Consider the following 14,479-nt stretch of genomic DNA (forward strand, 5'->3'; position numbering starts at 1 on the left):
GTTTCCCGATTTGACTGCCTGGCGTGTTCGGAAACGCTTTAATGCCGGAATGTCGGTGCGCTGGATGAGCGACTGGTCGGCTCTGTGAACAGCCGCGAGAACACCATGCCGATGAAGATCGAGATCATCGCGGCGCTGAACGCGTTCATCGAGAACAGCCCGGCGTACTCGGTCGTCTGATAACCGTGCGGCGGAGGCGGATATCGGTCGTGCAGGAAGAGATAGACGACCACCGGCAGCCCGGCCAGCGGCAGCATCAGCAATCGCTCGCTGGGACGAAACAGCACGCTGGCCAGCATCGCGCAGGGCAGCAGAAACAGTTCGACACCTGACGGGACGCCAAGCAGCCAGGTGCAGAACGCGGTGTTTCCGGTCGCGATCAGTGACAGCGCGACCCGTCCGAGCCGGGAGTGAACGCGGGCGAGCGCCGGCACCGCCAGGAAGCACGGAAACGACAGCAGCGTCAGCAACAGCCACGGCATACCGTCCGTGCCGGCCACGATGGCGACGTAGAGCGGATAGAACGGCCCGTTGCCGGCCAGAACCAGCGCCACCAGATTGCCGGTGGCAGCGAGCGGGTCGGGATTGTCGGCATAGGCGCGAAGCCGGTCAGCGGCACGCGTCAGGGCAGGAGGCAGCATCGGACTCACGATCGATCAGCGAGTGGGCCGAAATGGTAGCCTGGAAATCATCCCTCAGGAAGGTGACGCGCGAGAACATGGCACCCCGGCGTCACCGCCACCCGGCTGCTGGACCGCCTCGCGTCGTCCGCAACGGCAGGGACCGATGCTGCGGGCGGTGTCGTCCGTCGGGCGACCACGACATGATTGGGAACGATCATGCCGGGTGGTCCTGGCTCGCCGCAGCGCGGGCGGCGAACACCTCCTTGGCGGCGAACAGACCGTTCAGCGCCGCCGGGAAGCCGGCATACACCGCCATCTGCATGATGATTTCGCTGATTTCGTCGCGGCTGAGCCCGACATTCAGTCCGGCCTCGATGTGCACCTTGAGTTGCGGCGCGGCGTTGCCCATCGCAGTGAGAGCGGCGATCGTCGCGATCTCGCGTGCGCGCAGGTCTAGTCCGGGACGGCTGTAGATGTCGCCGAATGGAAACTCGACCAGATAGCGGGCGAAATCCGGCGCGATGTCGGCCAGCGAGTCGACGACCTTGTGGCCGGCCTCGCCATCAATCGCCGACAGCGCGCGCAGGCCGCGTGCGTATCTTTCTTGCTGGTCGGATAGCTGTTGCGTCATCGTCCGTCTCCACCTTGCTGGCGTCGGCCTCATAGCCGGCGATCTTGGTGTCGAGGACGGTCAGGCAGGCCTGAAGTTCGACGACATGCGCCCGCACCTTGTCGCGGTGTTGCTGCAGCAGGACGCGGCGAGCGTTCTCTGTGGCAGCTCCGCGTGCGCGCAATTCGGCGTAAGCCAGCATGTCCCGAATCGGCATCCCGGTGGTCTTGAGGCGACCGAGAAACGCGATCCAGGTCAGGATCGACGCATCGTAGTCACGCTTGCCGGATGAATCGCGAGAGGCGCGGGGCAACAGCCCGATCCGCTCGTAATAGCGCAACGTATGCGCCGTCAGCCCGGTTCGCCTGGCGAGGTCTCCGATCTTCATGGCCCGCTCTGTCCGTCACGACGCTCTGTTGCTACAAGTTAGAGCGCGCTCTAAGTCAAGCGTAAATCGTGGCGAACGGCGGCCGTCACGGCCGGCGGTTCACACCTCGAGCCATTCCTTGCGCACCGCGGCGTTGGCCTTGAGGTCGTCGGGAGTGCCTTCGAACACGATCTGGCCGTGGCCCATCACATACACCCGGTGCGAGATCCGCATCGCGATCGACAGCTTCTGCTCCACCAGCAGGATGGCGACGCCGCGGCGGGCGATTTCGGCGATCAGGTCGCCGACCTGCTGCACGATGATCGGCGCCAGCCCTTCGGTCGGCTCGTCGATCATCACCAGCTCGGGATCGCCCATCAGCGTGCGGCAGATCGTCAGCATCTGCTTCTCGCCGCCGGACAGCACGCCCGCCGGCGTGTCGGCGCGTTCCTTCAGGTTGGAGAACATGTCGAGCATGTCTTCCAGCCGCCATTTGCCCGGGTTGCGCGGGTTCTTGATGCCCAGCATCAGATTCTGCCGCACCGTCAGCCCGGGGAAGATGTCGCGATGCTCGGGCACATAGCCGAGGCCGAGATGCGCGATCTTGTAGCTCGGCAGCCCGGCGATGTCCTTGCCCTTGAACAGAATGGTGCCGTGCGGCGGCACCTCGCCCATGATCGCCTTGACGGTGGTGGAGCGGCCGACACCGTTGCGGCCGAGCAGACTGACCACCTCGCCGGCACCGATCTGCATCTCGACGCCCTGCAGGATGTGACTCTTGCCGTAGTAGGCGTGCAGGTTCCTGACCTCGAGCATGGGCATCAGGCGGCCTCCTCGCCGAGATAGGCTTCCTTGACCTTGGGGTTGCCGCGGATCTCGTCCGGCGTGCCCGAGGCGATCACCTGGCCGTATACCAGCACCGAAATGCGGTCGGCGAGGCCGAACACCACGCTCATGTCGTGCTCGACGATCAGCAGGGTCCGGCCCTCGGTGAGGCGACGGATCAGCGTCACCGCGCGCTCGGTCTCGGCGTGGCTCATGCCCGCGGTCGGCTCGTCGAGCAGGATCACGTCGGCGCCGCCCGCGACGGTGATGCCGATCTCCAGCGCCCGCTGCTCGGCGTAGGTGAGCAGCCCGGCCGGCATGTCGCGACGCGACGTCAGATGGATGTCCTCGAGGATCTGCGCGGTGCGCTCGCGCACCTCCGGCAGATTGTCGACGTTCTTCCAGAACGCGTAGCGATGTCCGGTCGACCACAGCACCGCGCAGCGCAGGTTCTCCCACACCGTCATGTTGGCGAACACGTTGGTGACCTGGAACGAGCGCGACAGCCCGCGGCGATTGATCTGGAACGGCTTCATGCCGGAGATCTCTTCGCCGCGCAGCATGATGCTGCCGGTGGTCGGGCGCATGTAACCGCTGATCAGGTTGAAAGTGGTCGACTTGCCGGCGCCGTTGGGGCCGATCAGCGCGTGGCGTTCGCCCTGAGCGATCGACAGGTTGATGTTCTGGATCACTTTGGTGACGCCGAAGCTCTTCTCGACGCCACGGAGTTCGATCGCGGTGCTCATTGGGCGTGAACCTTGGCGCGGGCGGCGGTCAGCGTGGTGTCCCAGGTCTGGGCGACCCGGTTCCAGGCCATCCGCGCCAGAATGAAGCCGACGACGATCAGCACCGCCGAAGCGGCCCAGGTCAGCGGGCTGGCGGCGTCGAACGGGATGCCGAACGCCCTGCGGAAGGAATCCTCGTGCGGATTGACGGTGTAGTGCACCGTTGTTTCGATCATCAGCATCAGGCCGATGCACAGCGCCAGCGTCGGCAGCGCCGCCATTAGATAGCTCGGCAGCATTCGCGACAGCATGCCGGCGCGCAGCAACGGCCGATGCATCATCAGAACGCCGGTGATGCCGCCCGGCGCGAACAGCACGACGATGATGAAGAACAGCCCGAAATAAAGCTGCCAGACCTGGGTCAAGTCGCTCAGCACAAGCGACAGGATGGTGACGAAAATCGCGCCGACGATCGGGCCGATGAAGAAGCCGATCCCGCCGATATAGGCCGCGAACAGCACCGTGCCCGACTGCACCGCGCCGAGATAGGCCGAGTTGGCGATCTCGAAGTTGATCGCCGCCAGCGCGCCGGCGACCCCGGCGAAGAACCCGGAGAAGCAGAACGCCAGGTAGCGCACCACGTGCGGATCGTAGCCGACGAATTGCACCCGCTCCGGATTGTCGCGCACGGCGTTGCACATCCGGCCGAGCGGCGTCCGTGTCAGGGCGTACATCGCGATGATCGCGATCAGCGTCCAGGCGGCGACCAGGTAATAGATCTGGATCTGCGGCCCGAACGACAGCCCGAACACCTTGAACAGCTTGGTGCGGTTGGCCGAGATGCCGGCCTCGCCGCCGAAGAAGGTGCGCAGGATCAGCGCCGAGGAGGCGACCAGTTCGGCGAGGCCGAGCGAGATCATCGCGAACGCGGTGCCGGAACGTTGGGTCATCACCCAGCCGATCAATGCGGCGAAGAACAGGCCGGCGAGCCCGCCGATCAGTGGCACCAGCGGCAGCGGGATCGGGAATTTGTTGCCGGCGAGGATGTTGATGACGTGGATCGCCAGGAAGCCGCCCAACCCGTAATACACCGCATGGCCGAACGACAGCATGCCGGTCTGGCCGAGCAGGATGTTGTAGGACAGCGCAAAGATGATCGAGATTCCGACCAGGCTGAACGTCGTCAGCGAGCCGCCGGAGGAAAACACCTGCGGCAACAGCAGCAACACCAGCGCGGTGACGATCCAGGTGCCGTAGAATTTGGCGCGGTCGGACAGCGTCGGCCGTGGCGGCGCGGCGCTGGAGGCGAGATCGGTCATGTTTCGCGGGTTCCCAACAGCCCCATCGGCCGGAAGATCAGGATGAGCACGAGCAGCAGATACGGCATGATCGGCGCGATCTGAGCGATGGTGACGTTCCAGATGTCGTTCAGCCACGACGTGGCGAGGTCGGGACCGAGCGGCCCGAACAGCGACGCGGGCGAGGCATTGATCGAGACTGCGAACGTCTGCAGCAGGCCGATCAGCAGCGATGCGATGAAAGCGCCGGGCAGCGAGCCGAGGCCGCCGACCACGACGACGACGAACAGGATCGGGCCGAGCATCGCGGCCATGTTCGATTGCGTCACCAGGGAAGGTCCGGCGATCACGCCGGCGACGGCGGCCAGCGCGGTGCCGACGCCGAAAACCAGCATGAAGATGCGTTCGACGTTGTGGCCGAGATGCGCCACCATATGCGGATGGGTCAGCGCCGCCTGAACAATCAGGCCGATCCGGGTTCGCTTCAGTACCAGCAGCAGGCCGACGAAGATCACGATGGACACCGCCAGCATGAACATCTTGTAGGCAGGATAGTTGGTCGAGAAGATCGTGAAGGCCGGGAAGTCGAGCAGCTCCGGGACGCGGTAGTCGACCGGAACCTTGCCCCAGATGATCGAAACCACCTCTTCGATCGCGAACGCGAGGCCGAAGGTGAACAGCAGCTCGGCGACGTGGCCGTTACGGTGGACGCGGCGAAGCCCGAAGCGCTCGACCGCGGCGCCGATGGCGCCGGCGAGCAGCGGCGCGACCACCAGCGCAGGCCAGAATCCAGTCCAGCGGCTGATCTGGAAGCCGAAGAATGCGCCGAGCATATAGAAGCTGGCATGGGCGAAGTTCAGGACGCCGAGCATGCTGAAGATGACGGTCAGACCGCTCGCCATCAGGAACAGCAGCATGCCGTACAGGACGCCGTTGAGGGTGGAGATGACGATCAGCTCGAGCATGATGATTTTTAGCCGGGTGACGACATGAATTCGTCATGGCCGGGCTCGTCCCGGCCATCCACGTCTTTTGCGTTGCCACGCCGGAAGGCGTGGATGCCCGGGACGAGCCCGGGCATGACGACGTTCGAGGCTACTACGGCCGGTCCATCTTGCAGGTGGTCGGCAGCATGGTCTGGGGGGTGTCGATCTTGGCGACCTGCTTCCAACCCCAGCCGGTCTTTTCCTCGTCGAACTGGCCGGCGGGAATGTCGCCGAACGACGAGATGTAGATCGGCTGGAAGAACTGGTGATCGTCCTTCCGCATGATGCCTTCGCCGCCGTTGAACACTTCGAACTTCATGTCCTCGAGCGCCTGGGCGACCTTGACCGGATCGAGCGACTTGGCCTTCTCGGCCGCGGCGGCGAACATCCGCATCTCGTTCACCGCGCGCGGATACCACAGGCTCAGGCCGACCTTGTCGCGGAAGGTTTTCTCGAAGTCCTGCGACTGCTTGTGCTCGACGTTGGCGAAGCCCTCGGTGACCTGAAACACCTGGTGGTTGAGGCCGGTCTGCTTGATCGCGGTCGGGCCGCCGGCGCCGCCGGCGTAATAGGTGTACCAGCTCACCTTGAGGCCGGCATCGGCGGCGGCCTTCAGCAGCAGGGCGATGTCCTGGCCCCAGTTGCCGGTGACCACGGTGTCGGCGCCCGACGCCTTGATCTTGGCGACGTAGGGGGCGAAATCGCTGATCTTCAGCAGCGGATGCAGTTCGTCGCCGACGATCTGGATGTCGGGACGCTTCTTGGACAGCATCGCGCGGGCGGTGGTGCGGACCGACTGGCCGAAGGAATAGTCCTGATTGATCAAATAGACCTTTTTGATCGACGGCTGGTCCTTCATGTAGTTGGTCAGCGCCTCCATCTTGATGTCGGAGTTCGCGTCCCAGCGGAAGTGCCAGAAGCTGCACTTCTCGTTGGTGAGCACCGGGTCGACCGCGGCATAGTTGAAGTACAGCACTTCCTTGCCGGGATTGCGCTCGTTGTATTTGGTGATGAAGTCCGACAGCGCGCCAGCGACCGAGGAGCCGTTGCCCTGGGTGACGTAGCGCACGCCGGCGTCGATCGCCTTCTGCGCCTGGATCAGGCTCTCTTGCGGATTGGTCTTGTTGTCGAGCGGAACGATCTCGACCTTCTTGCCGAGGATGCCGCCCTTGGCGTTCAGTTCGTCGGCCAGATACTGGAAGGTCTTGAGGCCGCCTTCGCCGACGCTGGCGCCACCGCCCGACAACGGATCGATGTAACCGAGCTTGACGGTGTCTTGGGCGATCGCGCCCGAACCGAGCATCGGCAGCGCGATTGCGGCCGCTAGAAGTGCTTTTCGCATGTCAGTCCTCCCTGAAATCCTTGATCGGATCGATTTTGTTGATGCGGTGTTAGCGCAGATCAGACCTGCGTTTCAACCGTCGTGTTCTGATCACTTCGAATGTGGTGAACTTCTCCGCTGCTTACTTCGCGTTGATGGCAGCGCTCACGGTGTCTGTCCGAAAGTTGGACGACGGAGGTTCCAATTTCCGCAAAACGGAATGGCGCTTCGTCCAGCAGCCTGTTTCTTACGCAACTGTCTGGGTGTCGATCTCGGATCACTTGCTCCCGCCGCTGCCGGCCGGCGCCTTCCGCCGATCATCGAATGCACTGATCATCGCGCTGATCAGGGGCTTCATGAAGAACGCGCCGTTCGGAGGTGTGATCGTCGGGGAGAAGCCGTGCGCCGCAAGTTCCTCCGTCACCACCGGGCCGACCGAGGCGATCGGCGTGTTGGATAGGCCGTCGCGCAGGCGTTGGTCGCAGCGATGCGCGCGAGCGACATCGAACAGCCTGCGCACCTGCCCGGAACTTGTCAGGGCCAGCGCATCGACGCGGCCCCCCGCCATCTGGTCGATCGCGTTGATCACGGTCTGCTCGGCGGCACCGGCGTCGTAAACGTAGGGCAGTACGGTGTCGACAGCGGCGCCCTGCGACGTGATGGCGTCGATCAGCGCCGCGTGATCGCGTTCGGGATAGAGCTGCAGGCCGACCCGGCGCCTTGTCAGGTCGCAATTCTTCAATGTCGCGGCGACACCGTCGGAGGTCGGAGCTTCGGCGGTCATGCTCGGTTCGAGGCCGATCTCACGCAGCGCGCGGCCGGGCTTGGGACCGCGGATCAAGGTCCGTGTCCGGCCGACCGCCGCGACAAACGGCTGTTCGCGGCCGGTGGCGCGAGCGAGCTTGGTCAGTCGTCGCAGGCCTTCGCCGGTCAGCAGCACCAGATCGTCGAACGGTGCGGCGATCAGCCGGTCGATCCAGGCCGAGACCGGTGCAAGGTCGGGCGCGTCCCGGATCTCGAACATCGGGCATTGCAGGACATCCGCGCCCTGATCCCGCAGAAACCGGGCAAACTGCGCCTCCTCCCGCGTCTCCAGTATTAAAATACGGGTGCCCTGGAGCCGTCCGGCCATGGAGTTCCTCGCCATTCGCCCAATGTCGAGGCATCTTGCGCCGGTCGGCGGGATTGGCGCAAGCGATGCGGCGGTGCTAGAGCATGGCACCGCAAACGAGTTCCAGCGCACTCGACGCTGCTACCAAGATCGCCATGCCCCATCATCAATACGTTCTGACCCTGTCCTGTCCGGACCGTGCCGGCATCGTTTCCGCCGTGAGTACATTCCTGTTCGAGAACGGCCAGAACATCCTCGATGCGCAGCAATATAACGATACCGAGAGCGGACACTTCTTCATGCGGGTGGTGTTCAACGCCGCCGACAAGGTGATTCCGCTAGCGGCCTTGCGTACCGGCTTCGGGGTGATCGCGGCGAAGTTCACGATGGGCTGGCACATGCGCGACCGCGAGACCCGGCGCAAGGTGATGCTGCTGGTGTCGCAGTCCGACCATTGCCTGGCCGACATTCTGTATCGCTGGCGGGTCGGCGACCTGCACATGATCCCGACCGCGATCGTCTCCAATCACCCGCGCGAGACATTCAGCGGCTTCGACTTCGGCGACATCCCGTTCTTCCACTTCCCGGTGAACAAGGACACGCGGCGGCAGCAGGAGGCGGCAATTACCGCGCTGATCGCCCAGACCCACACCGATCTGGTGGTGCTGGCGCGCTACATGCAGATCCTGTCGGATGAGATGTCGGCGCGGCTGGCGGGGCGCTGCATCAATATTCATCACTCGTTCCTGCCCGGCTTCAAGGGTGCGAAACCGTACCACCAGGCGTTCGACCGCGGCGTCAAGCTGATCGGCGCCACCGCGCACTACGTTACCAGCGCACTGGACGAGGGCCCGATCATCGATCAGGACGTCGAACGCATCAGCCATCGCGACACGCCGGCCGATCTGGTGCGCAAGGGCCGCGATATCGAGCGTCGTGTGCTCTCCCGGGCGCTGCATTATCATCTCGACGATCGGGTGATCCTCAACGGGCGCAAGACGGTGGTGTTCACCGACTGACGGCGCTCACGGCGCGGGGACGATCTGGCGGGCCCTGCACGGTGGCGCCACGGGATCGCCTTCAGCCGCCGTCTACCGCGCCGGGGCGCCCGGTGCTGGCTGTCCGGATTCGGCGGCCTTGGCCGCTTCGAGCTTTTCCCGCTCGGCCGCCGGCATCTTCCGGAGCCGTTCCTGCTCCTGCATGTAGGCGTCGTACCTGGCGGTACCGGGGCGCGGTGGGGCGTCCGGAGGCAGTCCGCCGGCCCATTGCGGGACATAGTCCGCCATGCCCGTGGTCAATGCGCTGTTGATGCTGCCGCAGCCCGTCAGCGCGCCCAACATCACCACGGCGCCGACAATCCGCACACCCCGCAACTCAAATCGCATCGATACTCGGCCTCGTTGGTCGCCGGCTCTCGGCACCGGCGCGCTGCTGTCTACCGCGTTCCGGCGATCGCACCAAACCGGGCAGCCGCTATTGGATAGCGGCATACCTGATATTGCACCATCATTTCGGTTTCCATGGCAATGATAAGGTCGAGCCGCGGAACGGCGAGAACGGAGGGGCACATCTCCGTCTCGCTAGGCACGGGACCGGGGCGAGGGCGCCTCCGCGATTGCGGGCGAGCACGGTGCGTGACGGAGGTTGTTCTCGCTTCCGCCGGTCCGCGCATGGTGCGACAGTGCGGCGCCACCTCGGCTATGGTGGATCTGCAAAGCCTCGACCAAGAGGCGCGGGATGGAAAAGGGGAACGCTCATGCTGATTGGCAGAAGAACGCTGTTGCAGGTCGCCTGCATCGCTGTAGCCGGTGCAACGACGATGACGGTGGCGCGCGCCGAGGACACCGTCAAGATCGGCCTGATCGTGCCGATGACCGGCGGACAGGCCTCGACCGGCAAGCAGATCGACAACGCCGTCAAGCTGTACATGAAGCAGAACGGCGCCACCGTCGCCGGCAAAAAGATCGAAGTGATCCTGAAGGACGACGCCGCGGTGCCGGACAACACCAAGCGGCTCGCGCAGGAGCTGATCGTCAACGACAAGGTGAGCGTCATCGCCGGCTTCGGCATCACCCCGGCCGCACTCGCGGCGGCGCCGCTGGCGACGCAGGCCAAGGTGCCCGAAGTGGTGATGGCAGCCGGCACCTCGATCATCACCGAGCGTTCGCCCTACATCGCGCGCACCTCGTTCACGCTGCCGCAGTCGTCGACCGTGATCGGCGACTGGGCGGCGAAGAACGGCATCAAGAAGGTGGTGACGCTGACCTCCGACTACGCGCCCGGCAACGACGCACTGGCGGCGTTCAAGGAGCGCTTCACCGCAGGCGGCGGCCAGATCGTCGAAGAGGTCAAGGTGCCGCTCGCCAATCCGGACTTCGCGCCGTTCCTGCAGCGAGCCAAGGACTCCAAGCCGGACGCGATGTTCGTGTTCGTGCCGGCCGGGCAGGGCGGCAACTTCATGAAGCAGTTCGCCGAGCGCGGCCTCGACAAGTCTGGCATCAAGGTGATCGGCCCCGGCGACGTGATGGACGACGACCTCTTGAACAGCATGGGTGACGCCGCGATCGGCGTGGTCACTGCGCACATCTATTCAGCGGCGCATCCGTCGGAGAAGAACAAGGCGTTCGTCGCCGCCTACAAGAAGGACTTCGGCCAGCGGCCGGGCTTCATGGCGGTCGGCGGCTACGACGGCATCCACCTGATCTATGAGGCGCTGAAGAAGACCGGCGGCAAGGCCGACGGCGATTCGCTGATCGCCGCGATGAAGGGCATGGCCTGGGAAAGCCCGCGCGGCCCGATCTCGATCGACCCCGACACACGCGACATCGTCCAGAACGTCTACATCCGCAAGGTCGAGAAGGTCGACGGCGAGCTCTACAACGTCGAGTTCGACAAGGTCGACGCGGTGAAGGATCCGGGCAAGACGAAGAAGTAAGGCGGAGCTACGCGTGCTGAGGTCGATACTCCCCGCCACCCCATCGACGTCGTGCCCGGGCTTGTCCCGGGCATCCACGGATTGCGGTGCAGGGGGCTCGTGGATGGCCAGGACGAGCCCGGCCATGACGGGCGGTGAGTTGGTGGCTCCACAAATCGCGACCGTCATCCTGAGGTGCGAGGGCGAAGCCCGAGCTTCGAAGGATGACATGCTCCGGCAGAACATCGCCGCCGCCCTTCGAGGGCCGCGAAGACGCGGCCACCTCAGGGTGACGGCGCCCACCCGATCGGCGCGCCCGTCATGACCTTCCTCACCATCCTGTTCGACGGCGTCGCCTATGGCATGCTGCTGTTCGTGCTGGCGTGCGGGCTGGCGGTGACGCTCGGGCTGATGAACTTCGTCAATCTCGCCCACGGCGCGTTCGCGATGGCGGGCGGATATGTCTGCGCCGTGCTGGTCAATCAGGCCGGCTGGCCGTTCCTCGCAGCGCTGCCGCTCGCCTTCCTCGCCAGCGCCGCGATCGGGGCCGTGCTGGAGCGGCTGCTGTACCGACATCTCTACGCCCGGTCGCATCTCGACCAGGTGCTGTTCAGCGTCGGTCTGGTGTTCATGTCGGTCGCCGCAGTCGACTACATCATGGGCTCGTCCCGGGTGTTCATGCAGCTGCCGGAGGCGCTGCAGGGCCAGATCGACCTGTTCGGCGTCGGCATCGGCCGCTACCGACTGATGATCATCGTGATCTGCGGTCTTCTGACCGTCGGCCTGCAACTGACCCTGGCGAAGACGCGGTTCGGCAGCCGGCTGCGCGCCGCGGTCGACGATCCGCGCGTCGCATCCGGCCTCGGCATCAACGTGCCGCAGGTGTTCGCGCTGACCTTCGCGTTCGGCTGCGGGCTGGCCGGCTTCGGCGGCGCGCTGAGCGCCGAAATTCTCGGGCTCGATCCGTACTTTCCGCTGAAGTTCATGATCTACTTCCTGATCGTGGTCACCGTCGGCGGTTCGTCGTCGATCACCGGCCCGTTCCTCGCATCCTTGCTGCTCGGCATCGGCGACGTCGCCGGCAAATACTATCTGCCCAAGCTCGGGCCGTTCGTGATCTACACCATCATGATCGTGATCCTGATCTGGCGTCCCAACGGCCTGTTCGGCCGCACCGCGGCGCGCTGATGACCATGTCGACCCCTCCCGAGCTCGTCGGTTTCCACGCCCGCCGCACCGCACGCTGGCACTGGGCCGAATTCGCCTTCTGGGCCGTGCTAATCGGCTGCGGGCTGCTGTTTCCGTCGCGCTATCTGATCATGACCGAGATCGTCCGGCTCGGCCTGTTCGCGCTGTCGCTCGATCTGATCCTCGGCTATGCCGGCATCGTCTCGCTCGGTCACGCGGCGTTCTTCGGCGTCGGCGCCTACAGCGCCGGCCTGCTCGCGCTGCACGGCATCGTCGGCGAGCCAGTGCTGGCGCTGCTGGTCGCCGGCCTCGTCGCTGCGGTGCTCGGCTTCGCGACCAGCTTCCTCGTCATCCGCGGCGTCGATCTCACCCGGCTGATGGTGACGCTCGGCATCGCGCTGCTGCTCGAAGCACTCGCCGAGCGGTTCTCCGACATCACCGGCGGCACCGACGGTCTGCAAGGCATCGTGATGCAACCGCTGCTCGGCATCTTCGAATTCGACCTCTTCGGCAAGGTCGGGTTCTGGTACACCGTCGCGGTGCTGTTCGTGCTGTTCCTGCTGGCGCGCCGGGTGGTGCATTCGCCGTTCGGCTTGTCCTTACGCGCGATCCGCAACAATCCGCTGCGCGCCTCGGCAGTGGGCATCCCGGTCAACACCCGACTGGTCGCGATCTACACCTTCGCGGCGTTCTACGCCGGCATCGCCGGTGCGTTGTTCACCCAGACCACCCAGCTCGCCTCGCTCGACGTGTTTTCGTTCGAACGCTCGGCCGATCTGATCCTGGTGCTGGTGCTCGGCGGCACCGGCTATCTGTATGGCGGGCTGATCGGCGCGGTGGTGTTCAAACTGCTTCAGGAGACGTTCTCGATTCTGACGCCGCAATATTGGCTGTTCTGGATCGGGCTGGTGCTGGTGGCGATCGTGATGATCGGCCGCGAACGGCTGCATCGCTGGGTGCTGTTCGTGCCGCGTGCGGTGATGCGCGCGATGCGGGGGCGCAACACCAATGCGGGGGCAGCCGAATGACGTTGGCGCTGCAGACCATCGGCCTGGAAAAGCACTTCGGCGGGCTCAATGTCACCCGCAATCTGTCGCTGAACGTCGAAGCCGGCGCGCGCCACGCGCTGATCGGCCCGAACGGCGCGGGCAAGACCACGGTGATCAACCAGCTCACCGGTGTGCTCAAGCCGAACGGCGGCCGCATCCTGCTCGAAGGCCACGACATCACCCACATGCCGGTGCACAGCCGCGTGCTGCGCGGATTGTCGCGCACCTTCCAGATCAACCAGCTCTACGCTGATCTGACGCCGCTCGAGACCATCGGTCTCGCCGTGTCGGAGCGCTCCGGCCATGGCGGCGACTGGTGGCGGCGGATGGGCACGCGCGCCGACATCAACGGCGAGATCGCCGACAATCTCGAACGCTTCAAGCTGCTCGACGTGATGAACGAGCCCACCGGTACGCTGCCCTACGGCAAGCAGCGCCTGTTGGAGATCGCGGTGGTGATCGCCACCCGGCCGCGGGTGCTGCTGCTCGACGAGCCGGCGGCCGGCGTGCCGGAGAGCGAGCGCCACGACATTCTCGCCGCGGTCGCCGGCCTGCCGCGGGAGGTGACCGTGCTGTTGATCGAACACGACATGGACCTGGTGTTTTCGTTCGCCGACCGGATCTCGGTGCTGGTGTCCGGCGCGCTGCTGACCGAAGGCACGCCGGACGAGGTGGCGCGCGACCCGCAGGTCAAGGCGGTGTATCTCGGCGAGGATGCCCATGTTTGAGTGCGTCGATGTCTGACTTGCTGGCGATCGACAAGCTCCGCGCCGGCTACGGTGAGGCGGTGGTGTTGCCGGAGATGTCGCTGCGTCTCGCCGAGGGCGAGGTGCTGGCGCTGCTCGGCCGCAATGGCACCGGCAAGACCACACTGATCAACTCGATCGTCGGCGTCACCCGCCGCTTCTCCGGCACGATTGCGGTCGGCGGCACCGACGTCACCGCGCTGCGCCCCGATCAACGGGCACGCGCCGGAATCGGTTGGGTGCCGCAGGAGCGCAACATATTCAAATCGCTGACCGTCGAGGAAAACCTGACGGCGGTGGCGCAGCCCGGGCCGTGGACGGTGGCGCGGGTCTACGAGATGTTTCCGCGGCTCGAAGAGCGCCGCGGCAATTTCGGCAACCAGCTCTCCGGCGGCGAACAGCAGATGCTGGCGATCGGGCGTGCGCTGACGCTCAATCCGAAGGTGCTGCTGCTCGACGAACCGACCGAGGGGTTGGCGCCGATCATCGTTGACGAATTGCTAACCGCGCTCGGCACCATCACCCGCTCCGGCGGCATCTGCTCGATCATGGTCGAGCAGAACGCGCGAAAAATCCTCGGGCTCGCCGATCGGGTTGTGATATTGGAACGCGGCGCGATCGTGCATGATGCGGCGAGCGCGGTGCTGAAGGACGATGCCGCGACGCTGGAGCGCTATCTGGGCGTATCCGGCGGGGCCAAGAGCTGACCTTGGGGA

Annotated in this window: 16 protein-coding genes; 6 read left to right on the plus strand and 10 right to left on the minus strand. The window is 65.1% G+C overall.

The window, feature by feature from the left end:
* Positions 1 to 38 precede the first annotated feature (38 nt).
* The 9 genes from DWA33_RS05790 to DWA33_RS05830 all read right to left on the minus strand — a co-directional run bounded on the left by DWA33_RS05790 (position 39) and on the right by DWA33_RS05830 (position 7,887).
* Positions 39 to 641 (minus strand): hypothetical protein, encoded by a 603-nt coding sequence (locus tag DWA33_RS05790; protein ID WP_114357150.1) that lies wholly within the window; start codon positions 639 to 641, stop codon positions 39 to 41.
* Positions 642 to 837: 196 nt separating this feature from the next.
* Complete coding sequence (locus DWA33_RS05795; RefSeq protein WP_114357151.1) at positions 838 to 1,254, minus strand: carboxymuconolactone decarboxylase family protein; 417 nt, start codon at positions 1,252 to 1,254, stop codon at positions 838 to 840.
* Positions 1,187 to 1,621, minus strand: a complete 435-nt coding sequence (locus DWA33_RS05800) for a MerR family transcriptional regulator (RefSeq protein ID WP_114357152.1) — start codon at positions 1,619 to 1,621, stop codon at positions 1,187 to 1,189. Before DWA33_RS05800 ends, DWA33_RS05795 begins: the two co-directional genes overlap by 68 nt.
* 99 nt (positions 1,622 to 1,720) lie before the next feature.
* On the minus strand, positions 1,721 to 2,416 hold the full coding sequence (locus tag DWA33_RS05805; protein ID WP_114357280.1) for an ABC transporter ATP-binding protein: 696 nt from the start codon (positions 2,414 to 2,416) through the stop codon (positions 1,721 to 1,723).
* Positions 2,417 to 2,421: 5 nt separating this feature from the next.
* Positions 2,422 to 3,171, minus strand: coding sequence for an ABC transporter ATP-binding protein (locus DWA33_RS05810; protein ID WP_114357153.1), 750 nt, complete (start codon positions 3,169 to 3,171; stop codon positions 2,422 to 2,424).
* Complete coding sequence (locus DWA33_RS05815; protein WP_114357154.1) at positions 3,168 to 4,469, minus strand: branched-chain amino acid ABC transporter permease; 1,302 nt, start codon at positions 4,467 to 4,469, stop codon at positions 3,168 to 3,170. Before DWA33_RS05815 ends, DWA33_RS05810 begins: the two co-directional genes overlap by 4 nt.
* Positions 4,466 to 5,413 (minus strand): branched-chain amino acid ABC transporter permease, encoded by a 948-nt coding sequence (locus DWA33_RS05820; RefSeq protein ID WP_114357155.1) that lies wholly within the window; start codon positions 5,411 to 5,413, stop codon positions 4,466 to 4,468. Before DWA33_RS05820 ends, DWA33_RS05815 begins: the two co-directional genes overlap by 4 nt.
* A 133-nt stretch (positions 5,414 to 5,546) precedes the next feature.
* The gene (locus tag DWA33_RS05825) at positions 5,547 to 6,776 is read right to left on the minus strand and encodes a branched-chain amino acid ABC transporter substrate-binding protein (protein ID WP_114357156.1); all 1,230 of its coding nucleotides are present in this window, start codon (positions 6,774 to 6,776) and stop codon (positions 5,547 to 5,549) included.
* Positions 6,777 to 7,032: 256 nt separating this feature from the next.
* A complete protein-coding gene (locus tag DWA33_RS05830) occupies positions 7,033 to 7,887 on the minus strand; it encodes a uroporphyrinogen-III synthase (protein WP_114357157.1) in 855 nt (284 codons plus the stop codon).
* 134 nt (positions 7,888 to 8,021) lie between these two features.
* Between DWA33_RS05830 and purU the strand changes: the two genes are divergently transcribed.
* On the plus strand, positions 8,022 to 8,885 hold the full coding sequence (purU, locus tag DWA33_RS05835) for a formyltetrahydrofolate deformylase (RefSeq protein ID WP_114357158.1): 864 nt from the start codon (positions 8,022 to 8,024) through the stop codon (positions 8,883 to 8,885).
* A 72-nt stretch (positions 8,886 to 8,957) separates the two neighbouring features.
* On the opposite strand, the gene DWA33_RS05840 is transcribed toward purU, so the two are convergent.
* A complete protein-coding gene (locus DWA33_RS05840; protein WP_114357159.1) occupies positions 8,958 to 9,251 on the minus strand; it encodes a hypothetical protein in 294 nt (97 codons plus the stop codon).
* A 371-nt stretch (positions 9,252 to 9,622) separates the two neighbouring features.
* On the opposite strand from DWA33_RS05840, the gene DWA33_RS05845 reads away from it, so the two are divergent.
* The 5 genes from DWA33_RS05845 to DWA33_RS05865 all read left to right on the plus strand — a co-directional run bounded on the left by DWA33_RS05845 (position 9,623) and on the right by DWA33_RS05865 (position 14,470).
* Entirely contained in the window at positions 9,623 to 10,801 is a 1,179-nt protein-coding gene (locus DWA33_RS05845) for an ABC transporter substrate-binding protein (protein ID WP_114357160.1), read from the plus strand.
* A gap of 300 nt (positions 10,802 to 11,101) precedes the next feature.
* Positions 11,102 to 11,968, plus strand: a complete 867-nt coding sequence (locus tag DWA33_RS05850) for a branched-chain amino acid ABC transporter permease (protein ID WP_114357161.1) — start codon at positions 11,102 to 11,104, stop codon at positions 11,966 to 11,968.
* The gene (locus DWA33_RS05855) at positions 11,968 to 12,996 is read left to right on the plus strand and encodes a branched-chain amino acid ABC transporter permease (RefSeq protein ID WP_167443133.1); all 1,029 of its coding nucleotides are present in this window, start codon (positions 11,968 to 11,970) and stop codon (positions 12,994 to 12,996) included. Before DWA33_RS05850 ends, DWA33_RS05855 begins: the two co-directional genes overlap by 1 nt.
* Entirely contained in the window at positions 12,993 to 13,745 is a 753-nt protein-coding gene (locus DWA33_RS05860) for an ABC transporter ATP-binding protein (RefSeq protein WP_114357162.1), read from the plus strand. Before DWA33_RS05855 ends, DWA33_RS05860 begins: the two co-directional genes overlap by 4 nt.
* An 8-nt stretch (positions 13,746 to 13,753) precedes the next feature.
* On the plus strand, positions 13,754 to 14,470 hold the full coding sequence (locus tag DWA33_RS05865; RefSeq protein ID WP_114357163.1) for an ABC transporter ATP-binding protein: 717 nt from the start codon (positions 13,754 to 13,756) through the stop codon (positions 14,468 to 14,470).
* Positions 14,471 to 14,479: the final 9 nt, after the last annotated feature.

Origin of the sequence: Rhodopseudomonas pentothenatexigens (assembly GCF_900218015.1) — a bacterium.
Classification (GTDB): Bacteria; Pseudomonadota; Alphaproteobacteria; order Rhizobiales; family Xanthobacteraceae; genus Rhodopseudomonas; species Rhodopseudomonas pentothenatexigens.

Bases quoted from the DNA above. Each gene is read 5' to 3' on its own strand.
- DWA33_RS05790 (WP_114357150.1), bottom strand. From the start codon at position 641: ATGCTGCCTCCTGCCCTGACGCGTGCCGCTGACCGGCTTCGCGCCTAT.
- DWA33_RS05795 (WP_114357151.1), bottom strand. From the start codon at position 1,254: ATGACGCAACAGCTATCCGACCAGCAAGAAAGATACGCACGCGGCCTG.
- DWA33_RS05800 (WP_114357152.1), bottom strand. From the start codon at position 1,621: ATGAAGATCGGAGACCTCGCCAGGCGAACCGGGCTGACGGCGCATACG.
- DWA33_RS05805 (WP_114357280.1), bottom strand. From the start codon at position 2,416: ATGCTCGAGGTCAGGAACCTGCACGCCTACTACGGCAAGAGTCACATC.
- DWA33_RS05810 (WP_114357153.1), bottom strand. From the start codon at position 3,171: ATGAGCACCGCGATCGAACTCCGTGGCGTCGAGAAGAGCTTCGGCGTC.
- DWA33_RS05815 (WP_114357154.1), bottom strand. From the start codon at position 4,469: ATGACCGATCTCGCCTCCAGCGCCGCGCCGCCACGGCCGACGCTGTCC.
- DWA33_RS05820 (WP_114357155.1), bottom strand. From the start codon at position 5,413: ATGCTCGAGCTGATCGTCATCTCCACCCTCAACGGCGTCCTGTACGGC.
- DWA33_RS05825 (WP_114357156.1), bottom strand. From the start codon at position 6,776: ATGCGAAAAGCACTTCTAGCGGCCGCAATCGCGCTGCCGATGCTCGGT.
- DWA33_RS05830 (WP_114357157.1), bottom strand. From the start codon at position 7,887: ATGGCCGGACGGCTCCAGGGCACCCGTATTTTAATACTGGAGACGCGG.
- purU (WP_114357158.1), top strand. From the start codon at position 8,022: ATGCCCCATCATCAATACGTTCTGACCCTGTCCTGTCCGGACCGTGCC.
- DWA33_RS05840 (WP_114357159.1), bottom strand. From the start codon at position 9,251: ATGCGATTTGAGTTGCGGGGTGTGCGGATTGTCGGCGCCGTGGTGATG.
- DWA33_RS05845 (WP_114357160.1), top strand. From the start codon at position 9,623: ATGCTGATTGGCAGAAGAACGCTGTTGCAGGTCGCCTGCATCGCTGTA.
- DWA33_RS05850 (WP_114357161.1), top strand. From the start codon at position 11,102: ATGACCTTCCTCACCATCCTGTTCGACGGCGTCGCCTATGGCATGCTG.
- DWA33_RS05855 (WP_167443133.1), top strand. From the start codon at position 11,968: ATGACCATGTCGACCCCTCCCGAGCTCGTCGGTTTCCACGCCCGCCGC.
- DWA33_RS05860 (WP_114357162.1), top strand. From the start codon at position 12,993: ATGACGTTGGCGCTGCAGACCATCGGCCTGGAAAAGCACTTCGGCGGG.
- DWA33_RS05865 (WP_114357163.1), top strand. From the start codon at position 13,754: ATGTCTGACTTGCTGGCGATCGACAAGCTCCGCGCCGGCTACGGTGAG.